Source organism: Geminocystis sp. NIES-3708, from assembly GCF_001548095.1.
Lineage (GTDB): Bacteria > Cyanobacteriota > Cyanobacteriia > Cyanobacteriales > Cyanobacteriaceae > Geminocystis.
This window is the reverse complement of the sequence record NZ_AP014815.1, coordinates 3,471,968-3,489,540: the sequence shown is the minus strand read 5'-3', so window position 1 is coordinate 3,489,540 and position 17,573 is coordinate 3,471,968. Positions and strand designations below refer to the sequence as shown.

General features: G+C 31.1%; 16 protein-coding genes. 9 read left to right on the top strand and 7 right to left on the bottom strand.

All coding sequences use genetic code 11. The annotated features are described in order from the left end of the window. The first annotated feature begins 26 nt into the window (after positions 1–26). Positions 27–638 (top strand): PH domain-containing protein, encoded by a 612-nt coding sequence (locus GM3708_RS15295; protein WP_066348746.1) that lies wholly within the window; start codon positions 27–29, stop codon positions 636–638. A gap of 11 nt (positions 639–649) precedes the next feature. On the opposite strand, the gene GM3708_RS15290 is transcribed toward GM3708_RS15295, so the two are convergent. The 3 genes from GM3708_RS15290 to GM3708_RS15280 form a co-directional block, all read right to left on the bottom strand. After that, positions 650–3,280: a trans-splicing intein-formed DNA polymerase III subunit alpha N-terminal partner DnaE-N gene (locus GM3708_RS15290; protein ID WP_066348744.1), complete on the bottom strand. Its 2,631-nt coding sequence runs from the start codon at positions 3,278–3,280 to the stop codon at positions 650–652. Positions 3,281–3,301: 21 nt separating this feature from the next. After that, positions 3,302–3,568: a hypothetical protein gene (locus tag GM3708_RS15285; protein ID WP_066348742.1), complete on the bottom strand. Its 267-nt coding sequence runs from the start codon at positions 3,566–3,568 to the stop codon at positions 3,302–3,304. A 199-nt stretch (positions 3,569–3,767) separates the two neighbouring features. Continuing rightward, complete coding sequence (locus GM3708_RS15280; RefSeq protein ID WP_197671673.1) at positions 3,768–4,319, bottom strand: hypothetical protein; 552 nt, start codon at positions 4,317–4,319, stop codon at positions 3,768–3,770. Between the two features lie 417 nt (positions 4,320–4,736). Between GM3708_RS15280 and GM3708_RS15275 the strand changes: the two genes are divergently transcribed. After that, positions 4,737–5,384, top strand: coding sequence for a DUF305 domain-containing protein (locus GM3708_RS15275; RefSeq protein ID WP_082714156.1), 648 nt, complete (start codon positions 4,737–4,739; stop codon positions 5,382–5,384). 173 nt (positions 5,385–5,557) lie between these two features. Next, complete coding sequence (gshA, locus tag GM3708_RS15270; protein WP_066348741.1) at positions 5,558–6,712, top strand: glutamate--cysteine ligase; 1,155 nt, start codon at positions 5,558–5,560, stop codon at positions 6,710–6,712. A gap of 145 nt (positions 6,713–6,857) precedes the next feature. Here the strand turns inward: gshA and GM3708_RS15265 are convergent, their stop codons facing one another. Both GM3708_RS15265 and GM3708_RS15260 read right to left on the bottom strand, forming a co-directional pair. Further along, on the bottom strand, positions 6,858–8,129 hold the full coding sequence (locus tag GM3708_RS15265; protein ID WP_066348739.1) for a serine hydrolase: 1,272 nt from the start codon (positions 8,127–8,129) through the stop codon (positions 6,858–6,860). 122 nt (positions 8,130–8,251) lie between these two features. Continuing rightward, positions 8,252–8,977 (bottom strand): RNA methyltransferase, encoded by a 726-nt coding sequence (locus GM3708_RS15260; protein WP_066349518.1) that lies wholly within the window; start codon positions 8,975–8,977, stop codon positions 8,252–8,254. A 54-nt stretch (positions 8,978–9,031) separates the two neighbouring features. Between GM3708_RS15260 and GM3708_RS15255 the strand changes: the two genes are divergently transcribed. From GM3708_RS15255 to GM3708_RS15245, 3 genes are all read left to right on the top strand, one after another. After that, positions 9,032–9,301, top strand: coding sequence for a DUF2470 domain-containing protein (locus GM3708_RS15255; RefSeq protein WP_066348737.1), 270 nt, complete (start codon positions 9,032–9,034; stop codon positions 9,299–9,301). 268 nt (positions 9,302–9,569) lie between these two features. After that, positions 9,570–9,875: an RNA-binding protein gene (locus GM3708_RS15250; protein ID WP_066348734.1), complete on the top strand. Its 306-nt coding sequence runs from the start codon at positions 9,570–9,572 to the stop codon at positions 9,873–9,875. A 150-nt stretch (positions 9,876–10,025) separates the two neighbouring features. Beyond that, positions 10,026–10,754: a 2-phosphosulfolactate phosphatase family protein gene (locus tag GM3708_RS15245; protein ID WP_066348732.1), complete on the top strand. Its 729-nt coding sequence runs from the start codon at positions 10,026–10,028 to the stop codon at positions 10,752–10,754. 103 nt (positions 10,755–10,857) lie between these two features. Here the strand turns inward: GM3708_RS15245 and sbcD are convergent, their stop codons facing one another. After that, entirely contained in the window at positions 10,858–12,078 is a 1,221-nt protein-coding gene (sbcD, locus tag GM3708_RS15240; RefSeq protein ID WP_066348726.1) for an exonuclease subunit SbcD, read from the bottom strand. Between the two features lie 390 nt (positions 12,079–12,468). Between sbcD and GM3708_RS15235 the strand changes: the two genes are divergently transcribed. Further along, the gene (locus GM3708_RS15235; RefSeq protein ID WP_066348724.1) at positions 12,469–13,926 is read left to right on the top strand and encodes a CAP domain-containing protein; all 1,458 of its coding nucleotides are present in this window, start codon (positions 12,469–12,471) and stop codon (positions 13,924–13,926) included. Between the two features lie 75 nt (positions 13,927–14,001). Then, complete coding sequence (locus tag GM3708_RS15230) at positions 14,002–14,244, top strand: 2TM domain-containing protein (RefSeq protein WP_066348722.1); 243 nt, start codon at positions 14,002–14,004, stop codon at positions 14,242–14,244. Between the two features lie 36 nt (positions 14,245–14,280). Here GM3708_RS15230 and GM3708_RS15225 read toward each other — a convergent pair whose 3' ends face one another. Beyond that, a complete protein-coding gene (locus tag GM3708_RS15225) occupies positions 14,281–15,447 on the bottom strand; it encodes an FAD-binding oxidoreductase (protein ID WP_066348720.1) in 1,167 nt (388 codons plus the stop codon). 80 nt (positions 15,448–15,527) lie between these two features. Between GM3708_RS15225 and GM3708_RS15220 the strand changes: the two genes are divergently transcribed. After that, a complete protein-coding gene (locus GM3708_RS15220) occupies positions 15,528–17,501 on the top strand; it encodes a mechanosensitive ion channel domain-containing protein (RefSeq protein ID WP_231932967.1) in 1,974 nt (657 codons plus the stop codon). Positions 17,502–17,573 lie beyond the last annotated feature (72 nt).

Genomic DNA, 17,573 nt, shown 5'->3' with positions numbered 1-17,573 from the left:
CTAAAAATCAACAAGGTAACTAAACTATGTTTAAAAATATTGCTTCGGATGTATTAGGTTTAAGTGATATAGGTACAATTATTTCACCCAAGGATTATCATAAGGTTGAATCTGATGATTATATTCTCCATGAAGACGGTGAAAAAATCTATTTTCTTATTAAGTCTAAATCAGATGAATATTGTTTTACAAATTATGCTTTAATTCATCTTGATGGTTCTTCTGCTACGAGCAAAAAAAGATTATTAAAACGTTTTAGTTATAAAAATAATCCTATTAGTGATGTTACTTTAGAAACGGCTGGAACAGTTGATTTAGACATTGAAATTAAATTCCATATTGGCAATATTTCTTATTCAATTGATGTCATAAAACAAGATATTGAACCTTTAAAAAATTTGTACAAAACTTTAGTTAAAATCAGTTCCATTCAACGAGAGAATAAACATTACTTAGAATATGCAGAAAAAAGTCTGGATTTAGCTAGTAAAAGTTTAAAACCTTATACTAATAATGCTTTACCTGATGAACAATTTAAAGCAATTAATGTATATAGTTTTAATTGGTTAAAAAAGACTCATGAACAGTTTATCAGAAAAGATTTTAGCGAAATTTTTGATCTATTCATTAATCAATAAATTATTGAGTATTAATATTTAATATTTATTTCTAATAAATCTAAACCTTGAGTAAAAATATCATCGATGGGTAACATTTGATTATCTTTTGTCATCATTTTATGATCTTTTGTTGCCCGAATTATTCTACCATCTTCTAATTCATATTCAAAAACTTCTTGATCACCTCTGTTATGCCATTGAGCAATATTTTGAGTATAAATAAAGCCATTTTTATCGACACTATAAACTTGACAATTAATATTTTCTTTGACAATTTTACCAATAGGAATTGCACCATATTCTACCGTTAAAATTTCTGTATCTTCACTTAAACAATATTCAGCAAATTGCACCATTTGTTTAAATAAATTCTCAGCAGTTTCTTTTTTAACTCCATTTTTCATCGAACCATCAATAAAAATTTCTCGATGTTTTTCCATTTCTGAGGCTTTTTTCTTACCCATCGCACGGCGTAATAAGTCAGCTTCACCTAAAGAATATCCTGCTAAATCTTGAGCCATTTTCATAATTTGCTCTTGATATACAAGTACTGCATAAGTTTCTTTTAAAATCGGTTCGAGAAGAGGATGCTCATATTTTATCTCTAATCTTCCATGTTTTCGATCGATAAAAATAGGGATCAAACCAGCATCAAGAGGTCCAGGACGATAAAGAGCTAAAATAGAAGAAATATCCTCAATTCCTGACGGTTTTAAGTCTTTAACAATTTGTTTCATGCCATCAGACTCTAACTGAAAAATACCTTCCAAATCTCCTCTTTCTAAAAGTTTATGAGTTTGTGCTACATCATTAGGTAATTTTTTACTTGTGCCTTTCGCCAGAATTTCTAAGGCTTTTCTTTCCCCGATAGGTAATTCATCAACATCTATATCTAAGTTTTGATTTTGCTTAATTAATTCGGCAGTTTTTTGAATTGTTGTTAGATTTTTTAAGCCTAAAAAGTCCATTTTTAATAAGCCTAATGATTCTAAATCTTCCATAAAATATTGAGTAATAACCGCTCCTTCATTATTTTTTTGTAAAGGCACAATTTCATCTAATCTCTGACTAGAAATTACTACTCCTGCGGCATGAACTCCAAAAGTTTTATTCGTTCCTTCAATTCTAATTGCCATGTCTAACCACTTCTTAACATGAGGCTCTTGATCATATTTTTCTTTAAATTCTGGTGATGGTGTTTCTTCAGAAATCATCACTTTTAACTTAGTAGGCTTACCCCTAGAAACTGGAATTAATTTTGCCATATGATCTGACTCAGCATAAGGAATAGCAAGAACTCTAGCCACATCTTTTAATACTGATTTTGATGTTAAACGGTTAAAAGTGATAATTTGTGCCACTTTATCTTCACCGTATTTATCTGTGACATATTTGATCATTTGATCTCTTTTATCTATGCAAAAATCCGTATCAACATCGGGCATAGATTTACGTTCAGGATTTAAAAATCTTTCAAATAATAAACCATGATGAACAGGATCAATATTAGTAATTCCTAAAGCATAAGCTACCAGAGATCCTGCCGCTGAACCTCTTCCAGGACCTACAGGAATGTTATTATCTCTTGCATATTTAATATAATCCCAAACTACTAAAAAATAGGTGCAAAAACCCATCTTTTCCATCATCTTTAATTCATACTCTAAACGCTCTCGATATTCTTGAGAAACTTCATTACGTTTATAGCATTTTAATCTTTTTAATAAGCCTTCCCATGTCACTTCTTCTAAATAACTTTCAGCAGTGTGTCCTGATGGTACTTCATAATTAGGAATTCGAGGTTCTCCTAATACATTATAATGCTTAATTTTTTCGGCTATTTCTAAAGTGTTTATAATGGCTTTTTTGATAGTTTCATCATCAAGATGATCTCTAAATAATAACCTCATTTCTGCTTCCGATTTAAGATATTCTGTTCCCGAATAACGTAGTCTTTTTAATTCCTCAATATTCTTATTTGTTTGAATACATAAAAGGGCATCATGGGCTTCTACATCATTACAAGAAATAAAGTGAGAATCATTAGTTGCAACTATTTTTATATCTAATTTATTACTGATTTTGACAATTTCAGTATTAACAATTCTATCTTCTTGAGAACCATGATCTTGAATTTCTAAATAAAAATCATCTCCAAAAACTCCTTTGTACCACTTAGCAACTTCTCTAGCTTTTTTATAATCTCCCTGTAAAATTGCTTGAGGAATTTCACCCCCTAAACAAGCACTTGTTACAATTAAACCTTCACTATATTCTTTTAGTAGCTCTTTATTAATACAAGGACGACTAAAAATACCTTTTCCCTGCATTCCCTGAAGGTGAGAAATAGTAGTTAATTTAACTAAATTTTGATAACCTTTTGTATCTTTTGCTAAAACAATTTGATGATATTTTCTGATTTTTTTATGTTTTTCTATTATATCTGCATTAATTACATACATTTCATTGCCGATTATAGGCTTAATGCCTTTATTCATACAATGTTTGATTAATTGTATTGCTCCATACATCACACCATGATCCGTAATGGCGATGGCAGGCATATTTAATTCTTTAGCACGATCAATTAGAGCAGGAATTTGAGAAGCACCATCAAGAAGACTATAATCAGTATGGATATGTAAACCAACAAAAGACATTAGTTAAACAATTGAAAACTACTAATCTATCTTACTTAGATCTTGACCTTTTTTGATAGGAATGATGACTTCTTCTATCGGTAAATCTTGTTCTTTTTCTTCTATGTCAATATCTTGATTAAGATTTTCATCCCAGTCAGAATCATAACGATTCCAAGGTAAAATCGGTTTATTGGGTAAATTTTCTGTTAACACAGTTATATTATCAAGATCAGGATCTGGTAATTTGAATTTTGGCTCATCAGCGTTTAAATCCGATGTTTGATTATCATTAGAATCATTATTCATAGTATCTCCCCAATAATGTACTGAAATTAGCTTATTTTCCTGTTAATTCTATTTTACTGAAATCTCATACCAGATTTAAAATTCCATTCGGCAAGTCAGTAATTAAAAGCAAGAAATAGTAAGTAATAATCTTAATTGATGTCTGAAGTATATTGCTACTTTGTGATCACCTCAAATCTTAATTTGACGATAAATATTATTACACAGTAAAAACAGCAATAAAATAGGTAAATAAAATATTAATCATGATAGAAATAGCAATAGTTAATGTGGTATAAGCCGCATAAATTAAAGATTGAGAAATATCATCAATTCTTATTTTATTTGCTTTATAAATTTCTACAAAATTCGCCATCATTTGTAATTGATATTCTTCAGGGGATAAGGCTAAATAACGTTCTAAAAATTTATTATCTTCTAAATTAGGACTAATAATTACTTGACGAGGTAAAAAAGCATTAATTAATAAAATAAAATTAACTAAAAATCCTAACACTTCTACTAAACTAAAAATACTAGGTACATAAATTAAGCGAGAAATACTTAAACTTGTTAATAATGCACCATTTACGACAAAAAGAATATTTAATTTAGTAGTTAACGTATTAGCTTGTTCGTGTTGTTGTTGCGATACAGTTCTTATATCTTCAGCCGCTAAATTTAAAGTTACTTGACTTAATGAATCACTAACAGAAAGCATTTTAAGATGCTCATTAACTAGAGAATTAAGAGGAATAAAAGCTGTTACCATAATAGTTAATAATGAATAATTAATAGTGAATAATTGATAATCAATTTATAAAAGTTAGAGATTAACTCATGAAAACCTAACAAACTGTTATGATATTTTGAAATAGAGTTTTATTTTTTATTGCATAAACAAACCAACCCAAAAATTAAGCAACTTTAGCAGAGTTTTTAGTTGAAAAAATGGGTTTTTCTGTTTATATAAAACCTTGTTCAAGCATCATCACTAAAAGTAGGCTGAGGCACTGCCACATTTTCACCACAAATAGTTGTATTTTCATCTTAAGGCTATATTTTTATTATCGTTGATTATGATGATTTTAGTAATAAGTAAAACAAATTATTTTTTTTATGTTTCTAAATAACAAGTAATTTAACTTAGAATGTTGATATTCAATAACATACTACTTGCAATTATAAAATGTCTAAATATTTCACGAGTTTTATTTCAACATTATTACTAACTACCTTGACAGGGGTTGTTATCGGGTGTGGTGAGAATAATATTTTTGACTCTGTAACCAGTTCTCAAACTACCATGACGAATCATACTATGATGGGTCATAGTGCTATGAATTTAGGTCCTGCGGATGCTGAATATGATTTACGCTTTATTGATGTTATGATACCTCATCATGAAGGGGCAGTCATAATGGCAAAAGAAGCGTTAGTAAAATCTTCACGGAATGAAATTAAAACCTTAGCAACGGAAATAATTGAAACTCAAGACAAAGAAATTTCTGAAATGCGACAATGGCGTAGTAGTTGGTATCCTTCCGCACCAGATACTCCTATGGCTTGGCATTCTACGATGAATCATTCTATGATAATGTCTGAAGCTCAAATTGCCTCCATGCGTATGGATATGGATTTAGGTAAAGCAGATAACGAGTTTGATTTACGGTTTATTAATGCCATGATTCCCCATCATCAAGGGGCAGTGAAAATGGCAAAAGACTTATTAGCAAAATCTCAACGCCCAGAAATGCAAACTTTAGCCCAAAATATTATTAATTCTCAACAACGGGAAATTGAGCAGTTACAACAATGGCATGAAAAATGGTATTAAACAATTTTTTGTTAAGTTAATTTAAAAAAATGATTAAATATTGTCAGATAACTTTAGAAATCTCTAATTTCATGGCATAAAGTGTCAATAATTTGATGTTTAAGGGAAATAAGCTCAAATTATTCCTCTCCAAAGTATAATTAGTCTTATAGAGCAAAGATTGAGGCAAAAATGTGCTATTATCGAAAGGATTTGAAGTTGAAGTTTATACAGGCACTCCCGAAGGTGAAGTAATAGGGCTTTCGAGTCAAATTGTTAAAGATTTACATGGTTTTGTCCGAGAACCTGATAGTCGTAATGTAGAATATACTACTGCTCCTTTATGTAATTACGATCGTTTATTATGTGCTTTATTACGTCCTCGGCGAGATTTACGAAAATACCTTCAATCGTTGGGTAACTATACCATTATTCCGGGCAGTACTTTATCATTAGGCGATAGTAGCAGATTTTTTCGCTCAGATCCTGACAATCATTATCATGACTACATTGAGCAAACTTATCATACAAAAATTGTCACTGCTAGTATTCATATTAACATTGGCATCGAAAACATTGAAAAACTATTTCAAGCCTATCGTTTAATTAGATTAGAAGCACCTTTATTACTAGCATTGAGTGCGTCTTCTCCTTTCTTAGATAACGAAGTGACAGGTTTTCATTCTACCCGTTGGCGTTTATTTCCTCAAACCCCCGACAATGTACCTTTATTCACAAATCACCATCATTTTATTGAGTGGACAAAACAACAATTAATTTTAGGTACAATGCAGAACGTAAGACATCTATGGTGTTCTGTACGTCCCAATGGAGATAATCGTCCTTATAGTTTAAACCGTCTTGAGGTGCGAATTTCTGATTTAGTCTTAAACCCCATTCATTTATTAGCGATAACGGCTATTTTAGAAGCAAGAGTCCATCAAATTTTAAATGATGATACCTTTGATCCTTTACTACAAAGTAAGATTAATCATGGTGATTTAGAGACAGAATTGTTAAAAATAACAAAACATAATGAACAAGCCGTCAGCGAAAATAGTTTAGATGCTCAATTATATCGTTGGCAAGATGGTAGTAAAATTATCGCCCGTGATTGGTTAGAGGAATTAATCGGTGAATTATATCCTATTGCAAAAGCTAAAGGATTTTCTTGTTTCTTAACTCCTGCTTACAAAATCTTGAGTCAGGGCAATCAAGCACAACAGTGGTTACAACAATATCAACAAGGATTATCCATTACGGAAATTATCCAAAATGCGATCGCTACTGTAAACTTAGAGGAAAAAGATTTAGAAGACAAACTCTGTGAACAAATTTTAATCGCTTAATTGCTGATTATTTTAAAAATGCACAAATATTTATATGGTATTGAGAATTTTTTACTTGTCTTCCTGTTTTGTCTTTATCATTTTCCTTCTGTGAAACCAAGGTAGTGTATTAATTGAGGGCAAATACCATTCACCCCCACATTACCTATTTTAAAGGAGAACGAGGAGAATAATTTTTTAAATGTTGATAACCAGTGCGAGAAATTTCTTGAATTAAAGTTCTGGCAGAATAATCATTGTAAGGACGTTTCACTAATACTGCACCAATATAACGTTTTCCTGTCGGTATATCAACAATTCCTGCATCACCTAAAATAGTGCCAATATCACCTGTTTTATGAGCGATAGAGGCTTCTTCTTCGATTCCTTGGGGTAATAATGTTCTAGTTTTAGTTTGTCTCATAATTTCTAAAAGACGATCGCGCGATCGCAAAGAAATTAAATCCCCCTGATTAACTTTAACTAATACCATTGCTAAATCTCGAGGATTCGTGGTGTTCGTGCCTTCTAAATCTGGTAACGGGTTATTAATTACCGTCATATCTAAACCCCATTCTTTGAAACGTTTATTTAACTCATTCTTACCTCCTAAACGTTCAATAATCATATTAGTAGCTGTATTATCACTGTTAATGATCATTTCTGTCACAGTGTGAATTGCAGAAAATTGAGTGCCAACAGGTTGATATTGCATTCCTCCTGAACCACTACCTATATTTGATGAAGTGGTAGTCAGTTTTTCATCAAGATAAATTTTACCAGCATCCACATCTTGAAAAAATGCGACTAAGATGGGAATTTTAATGGTACTTGCCGCCGCAAAATTTGACGTACCGTTAAAATTTACATACGCACCATTATCTAAATCCACAAAAAAAGCTCCCGGTTCTAATTTCGGGTATTTAGCTTTAAGTTCAGCAAATTTATTTTTAAGAGGTATTAATTCTTGAGTAAAAGCTAGAGATTGATTATTTTTTTCTTCATTTATGACTTCAACTTTTTGATTCGTTTGGTCTTCTGTAATTTCTTTTGTAGATGATGGTGTAGTTATTTTTGCCGCTAAACCATCGATAAAAGGTATATTAATGGCAGGAAATAAAGGTTTTGTTAAATCAAGATTTGCCAAAATACTACCGAAAAGAGTACCCATTCCCACGCCAACAATAGCTAACCGAAAAACATTATTAAGAATAATATTCCCTAAATTAGAAGAAGTTTCCTGATCAGTAACGGTAGTTGGTTTAACGGTGGAAACAATATTATTTTTTTTAATAATGCTATTATTTATCGCCGAGCTACTTAGGGTAGAAGGTTTTTTCCGAGAGATGGATTTTCTCGAAGTTTTAGCTTTTTTTGATGATTCAGCTTTGCGATTGTAATTATTTTCTCCGTGAGTTCGAGACAAAAATATACTCAAGGTTCTCCCCTCAAATTGTTAAATCTTAAATGAATGTAAAAATATTAACTTATTTATAGAACATCTAAATATGTTTTAGATCATTTTTTTTATTCCAAGATTGAAACCTTCAATGCCACTCATTACCTATCTTTAATTGCCCACTGTATCTGTCGTAAAATACCTCTAATCATTGCCAATTCTTGACTTTTTAAATTAGTCCGATTAATAATTCTACGTAATTTTTCCATTTTTACCGCTGCTGTATGAGGGTATAAATAATTTACATCCAGTAATACTGACTCTAAATGTTGATAATATCCTTCTAATTCTTCAATATTGGCGTTCATCTCATTGTCGCTATTGTCTGAAATGTTAAGATCATTTAAATTCTGATAAAGTTCATAAGCACAAATTCCCACTGCTTGAGCCAAATTTAAGGAAGGGTATTCAGGATTAGCTTTTATACACACAAAACGTTGAGCGTAACTCAATTCCTGATTACTTAAACCTCGATCTTCAGGACCAAAAATCAAAGCTGAAGTTACATTTTTTTCTATTAACCAAGGAAGTGCTTGTCGAGGAGTTTCCAAGATGGTGGGAATACCTCTAGTTCTTGCAGTGGTGGCGATCGCCCGTTGACAACCTTCTAACGCCATGGGTAAAGAATCCACAATTACCGCCTTTTGTAAAACTTCAACTCCATGAACTGCCATAACTTGAGCATCTTCTGATAAATAATCACAGCGAGGCTTAACAATCACCAAATCAGATAAACCCATATTACGCATAACTCTAGCAATTGAACCAATATTTCTTTCTCCTGCTGGTTCAACCAAAATAATTTTAACCTGACCAATTAACGTCATTTCTCTTTGCCTTTGATGATAAAATACAACCACAAATGTTCCTAATCAATTAGTATGACAGAAACTATTACCACCGCCATCAGCGATCGTATTTGTAAACATATGAATGAAGATCATACCGATGCCATAGCCTTATATGCTCGATATTATGGTCAAGTTTCATTTTTAGACAAAGCTAAAATGTTATCCATTGATAATGAAGGAATGTACTTAATCATCGATGACCAAGAAGAAAAACCATTACGGATTGAATTTGATCATACCTTAGAAGATTCTAAAGACGCACACAATACTCTTGTCGAGATGTTGAAAAAAGCAAAATAAATAATTAGAAAAATACATGGGATAAACTGTCTGTCCTTGACTTAAAAGCTCTTTTACCTCTTTTTTTCCGTTTATTCTTCTTAGTTTTTAAAAAAAATTTGTAAAACACCCCCAAAATAGAAAATGAGTGTTATAATCAAACTTGATGAGATTAAGTATCGGTTTAAAGATTTGTTTAAGATATTCACGAGTTTTTCGAGTTTAAGATTGACAAGCTTCTCTCCGAATTGCGACTCTTGACCACAAAATTTTAATTTGGAGACAGACTATGTCAATCTATGTAGGCAATTTATCCTATGATGTTACGGAAGCACATTTAACCTCTGCGTTTGCAGATTTTGGAGCAGTAAAAAGAGTTTATCTTCCTACTGATCGTGAAACTGGACGTATGCGCGGTTTTGGTTTTGTAGAAATGAATACAGACGCTGAAGAAAACGCAGCAATCGAAGCGCTAGACGGTGCGGAATGGATGGGCCGTGACATGAAAGTAAATAAAGCAAAACCCCGTGAAGAAAACAATTCCCGCGGCGGTGGCGGCGGTGGAAGACGTAACAGTTTTTCTCGCAACTACTAAAGTATATTTGGGTTTGACTAAAGTTTAAATTTTTAGTTGTGACTCTTAAGTAAAAATAATCTCTATTCTTTATTTAGAATGGGGGTTATTTTTTTCTGACAGGATTAATGTACAATCAGGAATGTTCAATATAGTTTGACCTAAATTAGCGTGAAAATTTCTGTTTATCATACCCCTGAATCTACCCCAGCCAATACGATTCCTGAATGTGCTATCGTCATCGATGTATTAAGAGCTACTACTACTATAGGCACAGCATTAGATAATGGAGCAAAATCTGTTCAAGCCTTTAGTGATATAGATTTATTATTAGCAGAAAGTGATAAATTACCCTTAGAATCTCGGTTAAGACTGGGAGAAAGAGGCGGAAAAAAAGTCGACAGTTGTGATTTAGGTAATTCTCCCTTAGATTGTTCTTCTGAAGTTGTTAAAGATAAACAATTATTTATTAGTACTACAAATGGCACTCGATCTTTACAAAGAGTCCAATCAGCAAAAACAGTGATTGCTGCCGCAATTATTAATTATGGTGCGGTAGTTAATTATTTAAAAGAACATAAACCAGCTACAGTATGGCTACTAGGTTCAGGATGGGAAGGAGGTTATTCTTTAGAGGATACAGTTTGTGCGGGAGCTATAGCATCTGAGTTAGTTAATTTAAGTAATCTTGATGAGATTGGCAATGATGAAGTTATTTCTGCCATCGCTTTATATCGTCAATGGGAAGATAATTTATTAGGATTATTCCATTTGTGTAGTCACGGACAAAGACTATTAAAGTTAAATTTAGATGATGATTTAAAATATTGTGCCAACAAAAATATAATTTCTACTTTCCCGTTACAGTCACAAAAAGGGATTTTTACTATTCATAATTGATAATTTTTCTATGGCAGTAGGGACATAAAAAGTCAAAAGATGTTAATCTATGTCCCTAAGCTTTTCCCTGTTCTTTATTTTTTATCTGTCAAAATAACATTTTTTAAACAACTTGACTTAAAAGATTTTTTGCCGCTGCTAACATATCAGGTACTAAATCTTGTAAATCATTACGATTACCTAGATATGCCGATAGGGCTTCAAGTGGATCTAAACTTTTGCCAACCCCCAATTCTGGTAATCTTGCCCGAGCTAATTTTGTGACTAATTGAGCTTTGAGGTTATAAGTATGAGCAGGAGATAAAATTTCATTGATACGAGTCATTTTAATCAATTCTAGTTGTTCTGAACGCAGATGATAGATAACTCGAACGACGGCATCTTCTATATTATATTTAGCGATCGCCTGTATTAAATCTGATTCAGGATTGTTACTGGCACTTATATCAGTTTCAATGGTGACAAAGCGACGGGCTGGTAAAGAACAAAATTCCCAGTTAACTTGTTTATCAATAATATCAATTAAAACATAACCTTTTTCCTCTTTTTCCTCTGAAAAATCTACTCTCTCAATACTGCCGGGATAAACCACAGGAGGATTATTTTTTCGATTCAGATTTTGATGTTTATGAACATGACCTAGTGCAACATAATCAAATTCAGAACGAATTAACATTGATAAAGGAATTTGAAAACCTTTACCAACAGCTAAAAATCTTTCCGCTCCTAAATTTGCTTTTTCTGCCATCAGATGAGCGAGTAAAACAGTTGGAATTTGAGGATTTAATTGTCGAATTTCGGCTTCTAAAACTGGTTCAATTTTTTGGATTAATAATTGATTAATTTCTTCCATAGATAAGCCTTCGGTTTCAGGGCGAGTTAGTAACACAGACCGAGTTAACCATGGTAAGGTGATTACTTGAATTAAACCTGATTTTGTTTCTATTAAGTGAGTTTTTAATTGCTCTCCAACAATAAAATTAGGTACTCCTAAGGTACGATAAATAGATAAACTAGCACCACCATTACCTTGGGTATGTTGATCGTGATTACCTACTAATAAAACTGTAGGAATATTTGCCTCAACTAAACGGCGAAATTGATGAGCAAAAGCTGATTGAATATAAGGTGCTGGTGTACTGTCTGGAAAGGCATCACCGCCGAACAATACTAAGTCAAGATTATCATCAATCGCTCGATCAATACAAATACTTAAAGTATTGGTAAAGTCTTCTAGTCTAGTATTTAATCCTGTTTCGGGGTTAATTTTTCCGTGACTAAAACTGCTGCCTAAATGAATATCGCTTAAATGTAAAATTTTCACATTGATAATTATCTATACAAAAAAGATAAGAGATAGAAAAAACCGAATAACAACTATTGATTGAATTTTTTGAAAGAATCCAATTAGTTTTACTTTGATTTGTTTTAATTTTATAACACATTTAAAATGTATTGAGATAATAAAAAATACTCAAAAAAATATAGATAAAATCATAAGTATTAACTAGGACTGATACTGCTTATGGGATAGGAAGCAATTATCGTTTTAGTAACCAGAAATCACTATTAATCAATATTAAAAATGATTATAAATTTTGAATGAGATAATTTTAAAAATCATATGAATCAGAAAAATCTATCATTTTATTTTTTTAAGAAGAAGATTAACTGCGATAGCATAGAAATGCTTAGATTTCATTAATTATTAAAAATGACTCAAAGAGAACCAACAGCAATTGATCAGTTAATGCTAGAATTAATCAATCGAGCAAGAAAAAATCCTCAACAAGAAGCAGAACGCTTGATTAATGGACTTTTAAATGAAGGTGTACCATCCCAAAGAACTATCTCTAATACACCAAAACAACCTCTAGCATTTAATCTTTATCTCAATCAAAGTGCCAAAAATCACAGTGAATGGATACTTGAAGAAGATATTTTCAGTCATGTAGGGGTTAACAATACAACTTCTAAAGAAAGAATGGCAATAGCAGGATACCAATTTATTGAGCCTTGGGGGAGTGGTGAAAATATTGCATGGAAAGGTACAACAGCAAACCTAGATTTTACAAAATTTACTATAGATAACTATAATAACTTATTTGTGGATCTCAATTATCCCAATAGAGGTCATAGGGTAGCCATTATGAAGGATGATTTTCAAGAAATTGGGATTGCATCCATTCAAGGAGTTTTTACTTCCAATAAAGTTGATTATAACGCTGTGATGACTACTCAACACTTTGCTTATTCAGCTAGTAATAGTGCTTTTTTAACAGGGGTAGTTTATAGTGATGAAATTGTGAATGATGATTTTTATACCCTTGGCGAAGGTATTGGAAATATTAATATTATTGCGGAAAATATTGACTCTAAAGAAAAATATGAAACAAAAAATTGGTCAACGGGAGGATATTCTTTACCGTTATCTCCCGGTACTTATAATGTTAGTTTTATAGGTAATTTGAATCAAGATTTTCAAGATGATATTGTAGCAAAAACTATTACTATTAAGAAGCAAAATATAAAATTGGATATAGCTACAGATGATCTTTCTTTTGTCGTTGAAGATAATAGTAATATTGATGAAAATGATTTGAATAAGCCTGTCGAAAAAACTAATGATGAGCTTAATATTCCTATAGATAATCAGATTGAAAATAATATTATTCCTATCGATAATAGTATCAATAATCAATCTATAAATAAAATAGATTCTTTATTGAATAATCCTATATATCGCTTTCAAAATCAAAATCAATTAGGTAATTATTTATATACAGGAGAACAAGAAAAAACTAATATTCAAAATAATTTTTCTGAGTTTAAATTAGAAGGACTAGCATTTTATGTAGGAATTTCTGCTAATGATAATTTAACTACTATTTATCGTTTTCAAAATAGTAATATTCCCGGTACTTATTTATTTGTGGGAGAAGAAGAAGCAAAAAATATTCGTCAAAACTTTACTAATTTTAAAGAAGAAGGTATCGCTTTTTATGTTTATGGTGCTGATAGTAATAAAGGAGATTCTATCTATCGTTTACAAAATAGTAATATTCTTGGGACTTATTTATTTGTAGGAGAAACAGAAAAAAACAATATCCTAGCAAATTATTCTAATTTTATCTTAGAAGGGGTTGCTTTTAAGGTGGAATATTCTACTTAATACAAAACAATTTAAGTGAACGATCAGTTAATGTTAAAATTAACTTATTAATATTTAAACTTAAATACATTTATTATGCCCCCACGTTGGCCGAGAAAACCTGATCGTCAAAATGATCCTCAATATCGTAAATTAGATGATAGAATGAATTTTGCTGTTCATGTAGCCTTGTTTTTAGCTTGTAATTCTGGAGTTTGGTTTTTTCATAATTTTAATCATCCTGAATGGTTATGGACAACTCAATTTAGTCTTATTTGGGGTGGTATTTTATTTGCCCATCTACTTTATATTAGCGTTATTGCGGACTATTCCCATTGATGATATAACTTCAGTATCGTAATAGTATCAATATTTTTATCTTAGAGATGGCAATTGCTCGATTATGCTGTCTTTATTTTCTACTAGATAATGGGCAAAATGTCGGGCTAAAGGCGGTACAAATACAAATGGACTGGTAAATCCAGAGAATAAAGATAATCCTTCAATTTCCTCTATTTTTCTCGCCTGAAATGGCATTTCTTGACTAAAGGCTACTTGACAATTATACCAAGTACCTTGTAATACAGATAAGCTAGGTAAAACTTTAGCGATCGCTTCTCGAATTCTTCTTTCACTGACTTTAGAATTGATAGAAGTGTCTATATTAGTAATAATTTGACTAATTTGACCTAAACAAAAACTACCGTCTAAAAATTGAATTGCCCCAGCTTCTAAAACGTCACTGTGTATTTCATTGTTAGGGTTTTTCCACATAGATATTCTTTCTTCTCCTGTAATTTCTTTTTCTGTGTCTAAGCGTTTGCTAGTACAAGGCATTACTAAAGTACGTAACTTTATTTCTGAAGAAGGAATTTTTATTAGTTGTGCATGACTAAAATAAATAGGTAAATTTAATCCCAAATTTTCTAATAATTGCTTAGAAAATGCCCCTGCTGAGATAATAACTTGTGGACTAAAATAAATATTTTTATTAGTTTGAATACCTTCAATTTTATTGTGTTTATTTTTGATAAAAGTCACTAATTCTTTTTCGATTTTGCCACCTAATTTAATGAATTGTTTTTGATAAGCTAAAATCATTTTTTCGGGGTTAACATGACCTTGAGGAAACTTTAAACAACCAGAAATAGCATTAGGATTTAATAAAGGTTCTAATTGTTTACTTTCATCAATATTTAGAAATTCTGGCTTGATATAAAATTTTTGATAATCAGCAATTAACTTTTCAACATCTTGACTGGGATCAATAGTAAATAAAAGATCTAATTCTCTAAACTCTATATTTTCTGATAATTCTTCCCTGAGATTACGATAAATATTAATACCTTCTTCACATAATTGATTTGTTAATTTATCTGTTCCTCCCCAATAAGAAATACCACCATAGCTTGAAGTTGTTGCATTGTTTAAAGAAGCATCTTTTTCTAATAATAAAACTTTAACTTTTTTTTTTGCTAATTCATAGCTTAACACTGAGCCAGTTAAACCACCACCAATAACAATAACATCATAGCTATTCATAAATGAATTTATTTTAAAATACAGAAGGTGATAAGTTAATATTAACATAGGAGTTAAAAATTGTTAATATTCAAAGTGTAATGAAAACAATTAGGCAGAAAATTATTTGCTATTTTTTAATTTTTCTTGGTAGTTTAACTCTGATGATGAGTTTTTCTCCTTTTGTTGACGCTCAAATTCCTTTTTTGTTTTCTGAAGATGCTATCAATGAACTACCTCAAACTCCAGCATGGGATTTGAATCGGGCTATTCCTTGTGGTAGATTTTTATGTAGTCCAGTTTTTTTCTTCGGTGATGGAGATTTATTAGGAGATCGAATTATTCTTGCAATCCCAAGAGATAGAACTAAAACCACTAGAGAAGTAGCTTTAGAAGTTGAACAAAGAGCTCGATTTATCCAAAATGTCTTCATCGGTGTTTTTAATCATTTACGCCCCATAGTCAGAAATAATCCGATGGAAGAAAGAAAAAATAGGAGATTCTGGCTAATTACCACTAAAAAACCTTTTCATCCAGCAACTCCTATTGTCGAAATAGGCATCGAAAATGGTCAAACAGTAGTATATGTAGCGGGACAAAAAGAATTAGGTTTACCACAACAAGCTATTATCACTGTCACAGAAGTAGATGCTAGTGCTAATGCAATGACAATAGATCAATTAGCGCAAATATGGCGTTCAAAAATAAAACTATCTTTTAGTAATGCCCTTTGGGGTTTAGAAATGGATATACAAAGACCTTTTTTAAGGTTTAATTTTTCCAATTTAATTATTACTATAGCTATTTTATTTGTATTCTTAGAGAAAAAAATTAAAAGAATTTTCAGAAAAGTAAAAAGAAATTTGCAAGAAAAATTAGATGAAATTAATGAAAGTTTAAAGATAAATCCAGAAACTAATTATGCCAAAAAAACCAATTTAAAAAATTCTAAATTAACGATTGAAGAAAAAGAAAAAGAGATAGTTAAATCTGATGTTAAAAATGACTTTGCTTTATCAGAAAATATTTTTCTTAAGGGAATCAATAACGGAAAACAATTAATTTTTGAAGGCTTATCTTTTTCTGTAAAACTATTTCCACAAGGCTTCTTACAAAAACAAAATTTAATTAAACAACAAATCAATTTAATTGAATTATTCTCTAGCTTGATATTTTTAAGTCAAATCACGATCATTTTTTTAGCAATCACTATTATTACTGTTACCTTTAGAGAAACTCGTTTTTTATTTAATCTATTTTTCACCCAAGCCTTACTATTACCATTTATATGGGTAACAATGGTATTGGCAGATAGAATCACTGATTTTTGGATTGATAGTGCGTTAAATGAGTGGGCAAAAGAAAAACAAGAACTTCAACCTTATTCTAATCGTCCTATATTAAGAGTTAATACTTATTCTCCTGCCTTAAGAAAAGCGACAACAATTATATTTAATATCATTGGTATTTTCTTGAGCTTAGGAGTAATTGGATTAGACGTAAATGTTTTAGCTGGTGCTGGAGCATTAGCTGTACTATTTGCATTTCTTTCTCGTAATATTCTTGATGATTTACTTAATGGTACATTAATTCTCATCACGGATCGCTATGCCTTAGGAGATTTTGTTCAAATCAATAAATTAGAAGGGTTTGTAGAAACGATGAATCTTTATACAACTTCTTTACGTAATTTAGATGGACAATTAATTACGATTCCTAATGGACAAGTTTCTAGCGTCATTAACATGACAAAAAATTGGTCAAGGGTTAATTTTACGATTCAAGTATCATGGGAAGCTAATTTACAAAAAACCATGAATACTTTACAAAGAGTAGCAGATCAAATGTATAAAGAACCAGAATGGCGAGAAAAAATGTTTGATACTGCCGATATTTTAGGTATTGACCAAATAGATCATAATGGAGTGTTAATCAGAGTTTTAATTAAAACATTACCTTTACAACAATGGGCTGTGGGTAGAGAATATCGTTGGCGAGTAAAAGAAGCATTTCAAAGATCTGGTATTTCTCTTGGTATTCCTCAAAATCGAATTTGGTACAATGAAAATAAGTAAAGTTTGCTGAAAAAGTGCTTTCGTGAGAATAAAAGATAGAAAAAATAGTTATCAATAAAGATATTTACCCTA

Bases quoted from the DNA above. Each gene is read 5' to 3' on its own strand.
- GM3708_RS15295 (WP_066348746.1), top strand. From the start codon at position 27: ATGTTTAAAAATATTGCTTCGGATGTATTAGGTTTAAGTGATATAGGT.
- GM3708_RS15290 (WP_066348744.1), bottom strand. From the start codon at position 3,280: ATGTCTTTTGTTGGTTTACATATCCATACTGATTATAGTCTTCTTGAT.
- GM3708_RS15285 (WP_066348742.1), bottom strand. From the start codon at position 3,568: ATGAATAATGATTCTAATGATAATCAAACATCGGATTTAAACGCTGAT.
- GM3708_RS15280 (WP_197671673.1), bottom strand. From the start codon at position 4,319: ATGGTAACAGCTTTTATTCCTCTTAATTCTCTAGTTAATGAGCATCTT.
- GM3708_RS15275 (WP_082714156.1), top strand. From the start codon at position 4,737: ATGTCTAAATATTTCACGAGTTTTATTTCAACATTATTACTAACTACC.
- GM3708_RS15260 (WP_066349518.1), bottom strand. From the start codon at position 8,977: ATGACGTTAATTGGTCAGGTTAAAATTATTTTGGTTGAACCAGCAGGA.
- GM3708_RS15255 (WP_066348737.1), top strand. From the start codon at position 9,032: ATGACAGAAACTATTACCACCGCCATCAGCGATCGTATTTGTAAACAT.
- GM3708_RS15250 (WP_066348734.1), top strand. From the start codon at position 9,570: ATGTCAATCTATGTAGGCAATTTATCCTATGATGTTACGGAAGCACAT.
- GM3708_RS15235 (WP_066348724.1), top strand. From the start codon at position 12,469: ATGACTCAAAGAGAACCAACAGCAATTGATCAGTTAATGCTAGAATTA.
- GM3708_RS15230 (WP_066348722.1), top strand. From the start codon at position 14,002: ATGCCCCCACGTTGGCCGAGAAAACCTGATCGTCAAAATGATCCTCAA.
- GM3708_RS15225 (WP_066348720.1), bottom strand. From the start codon at position 15,447: ATGAATAGCTATGATGTTATTGTTATTGGTGGTGGTTTAACTGGCTCA.
- GM3708_RS15220 (WP_231932967.1), top strand. From the start codon at position 15,528: ATGAAAACAATTAGGCAGAAAATTATTTGCTATTTTTTAATTTTTCTT.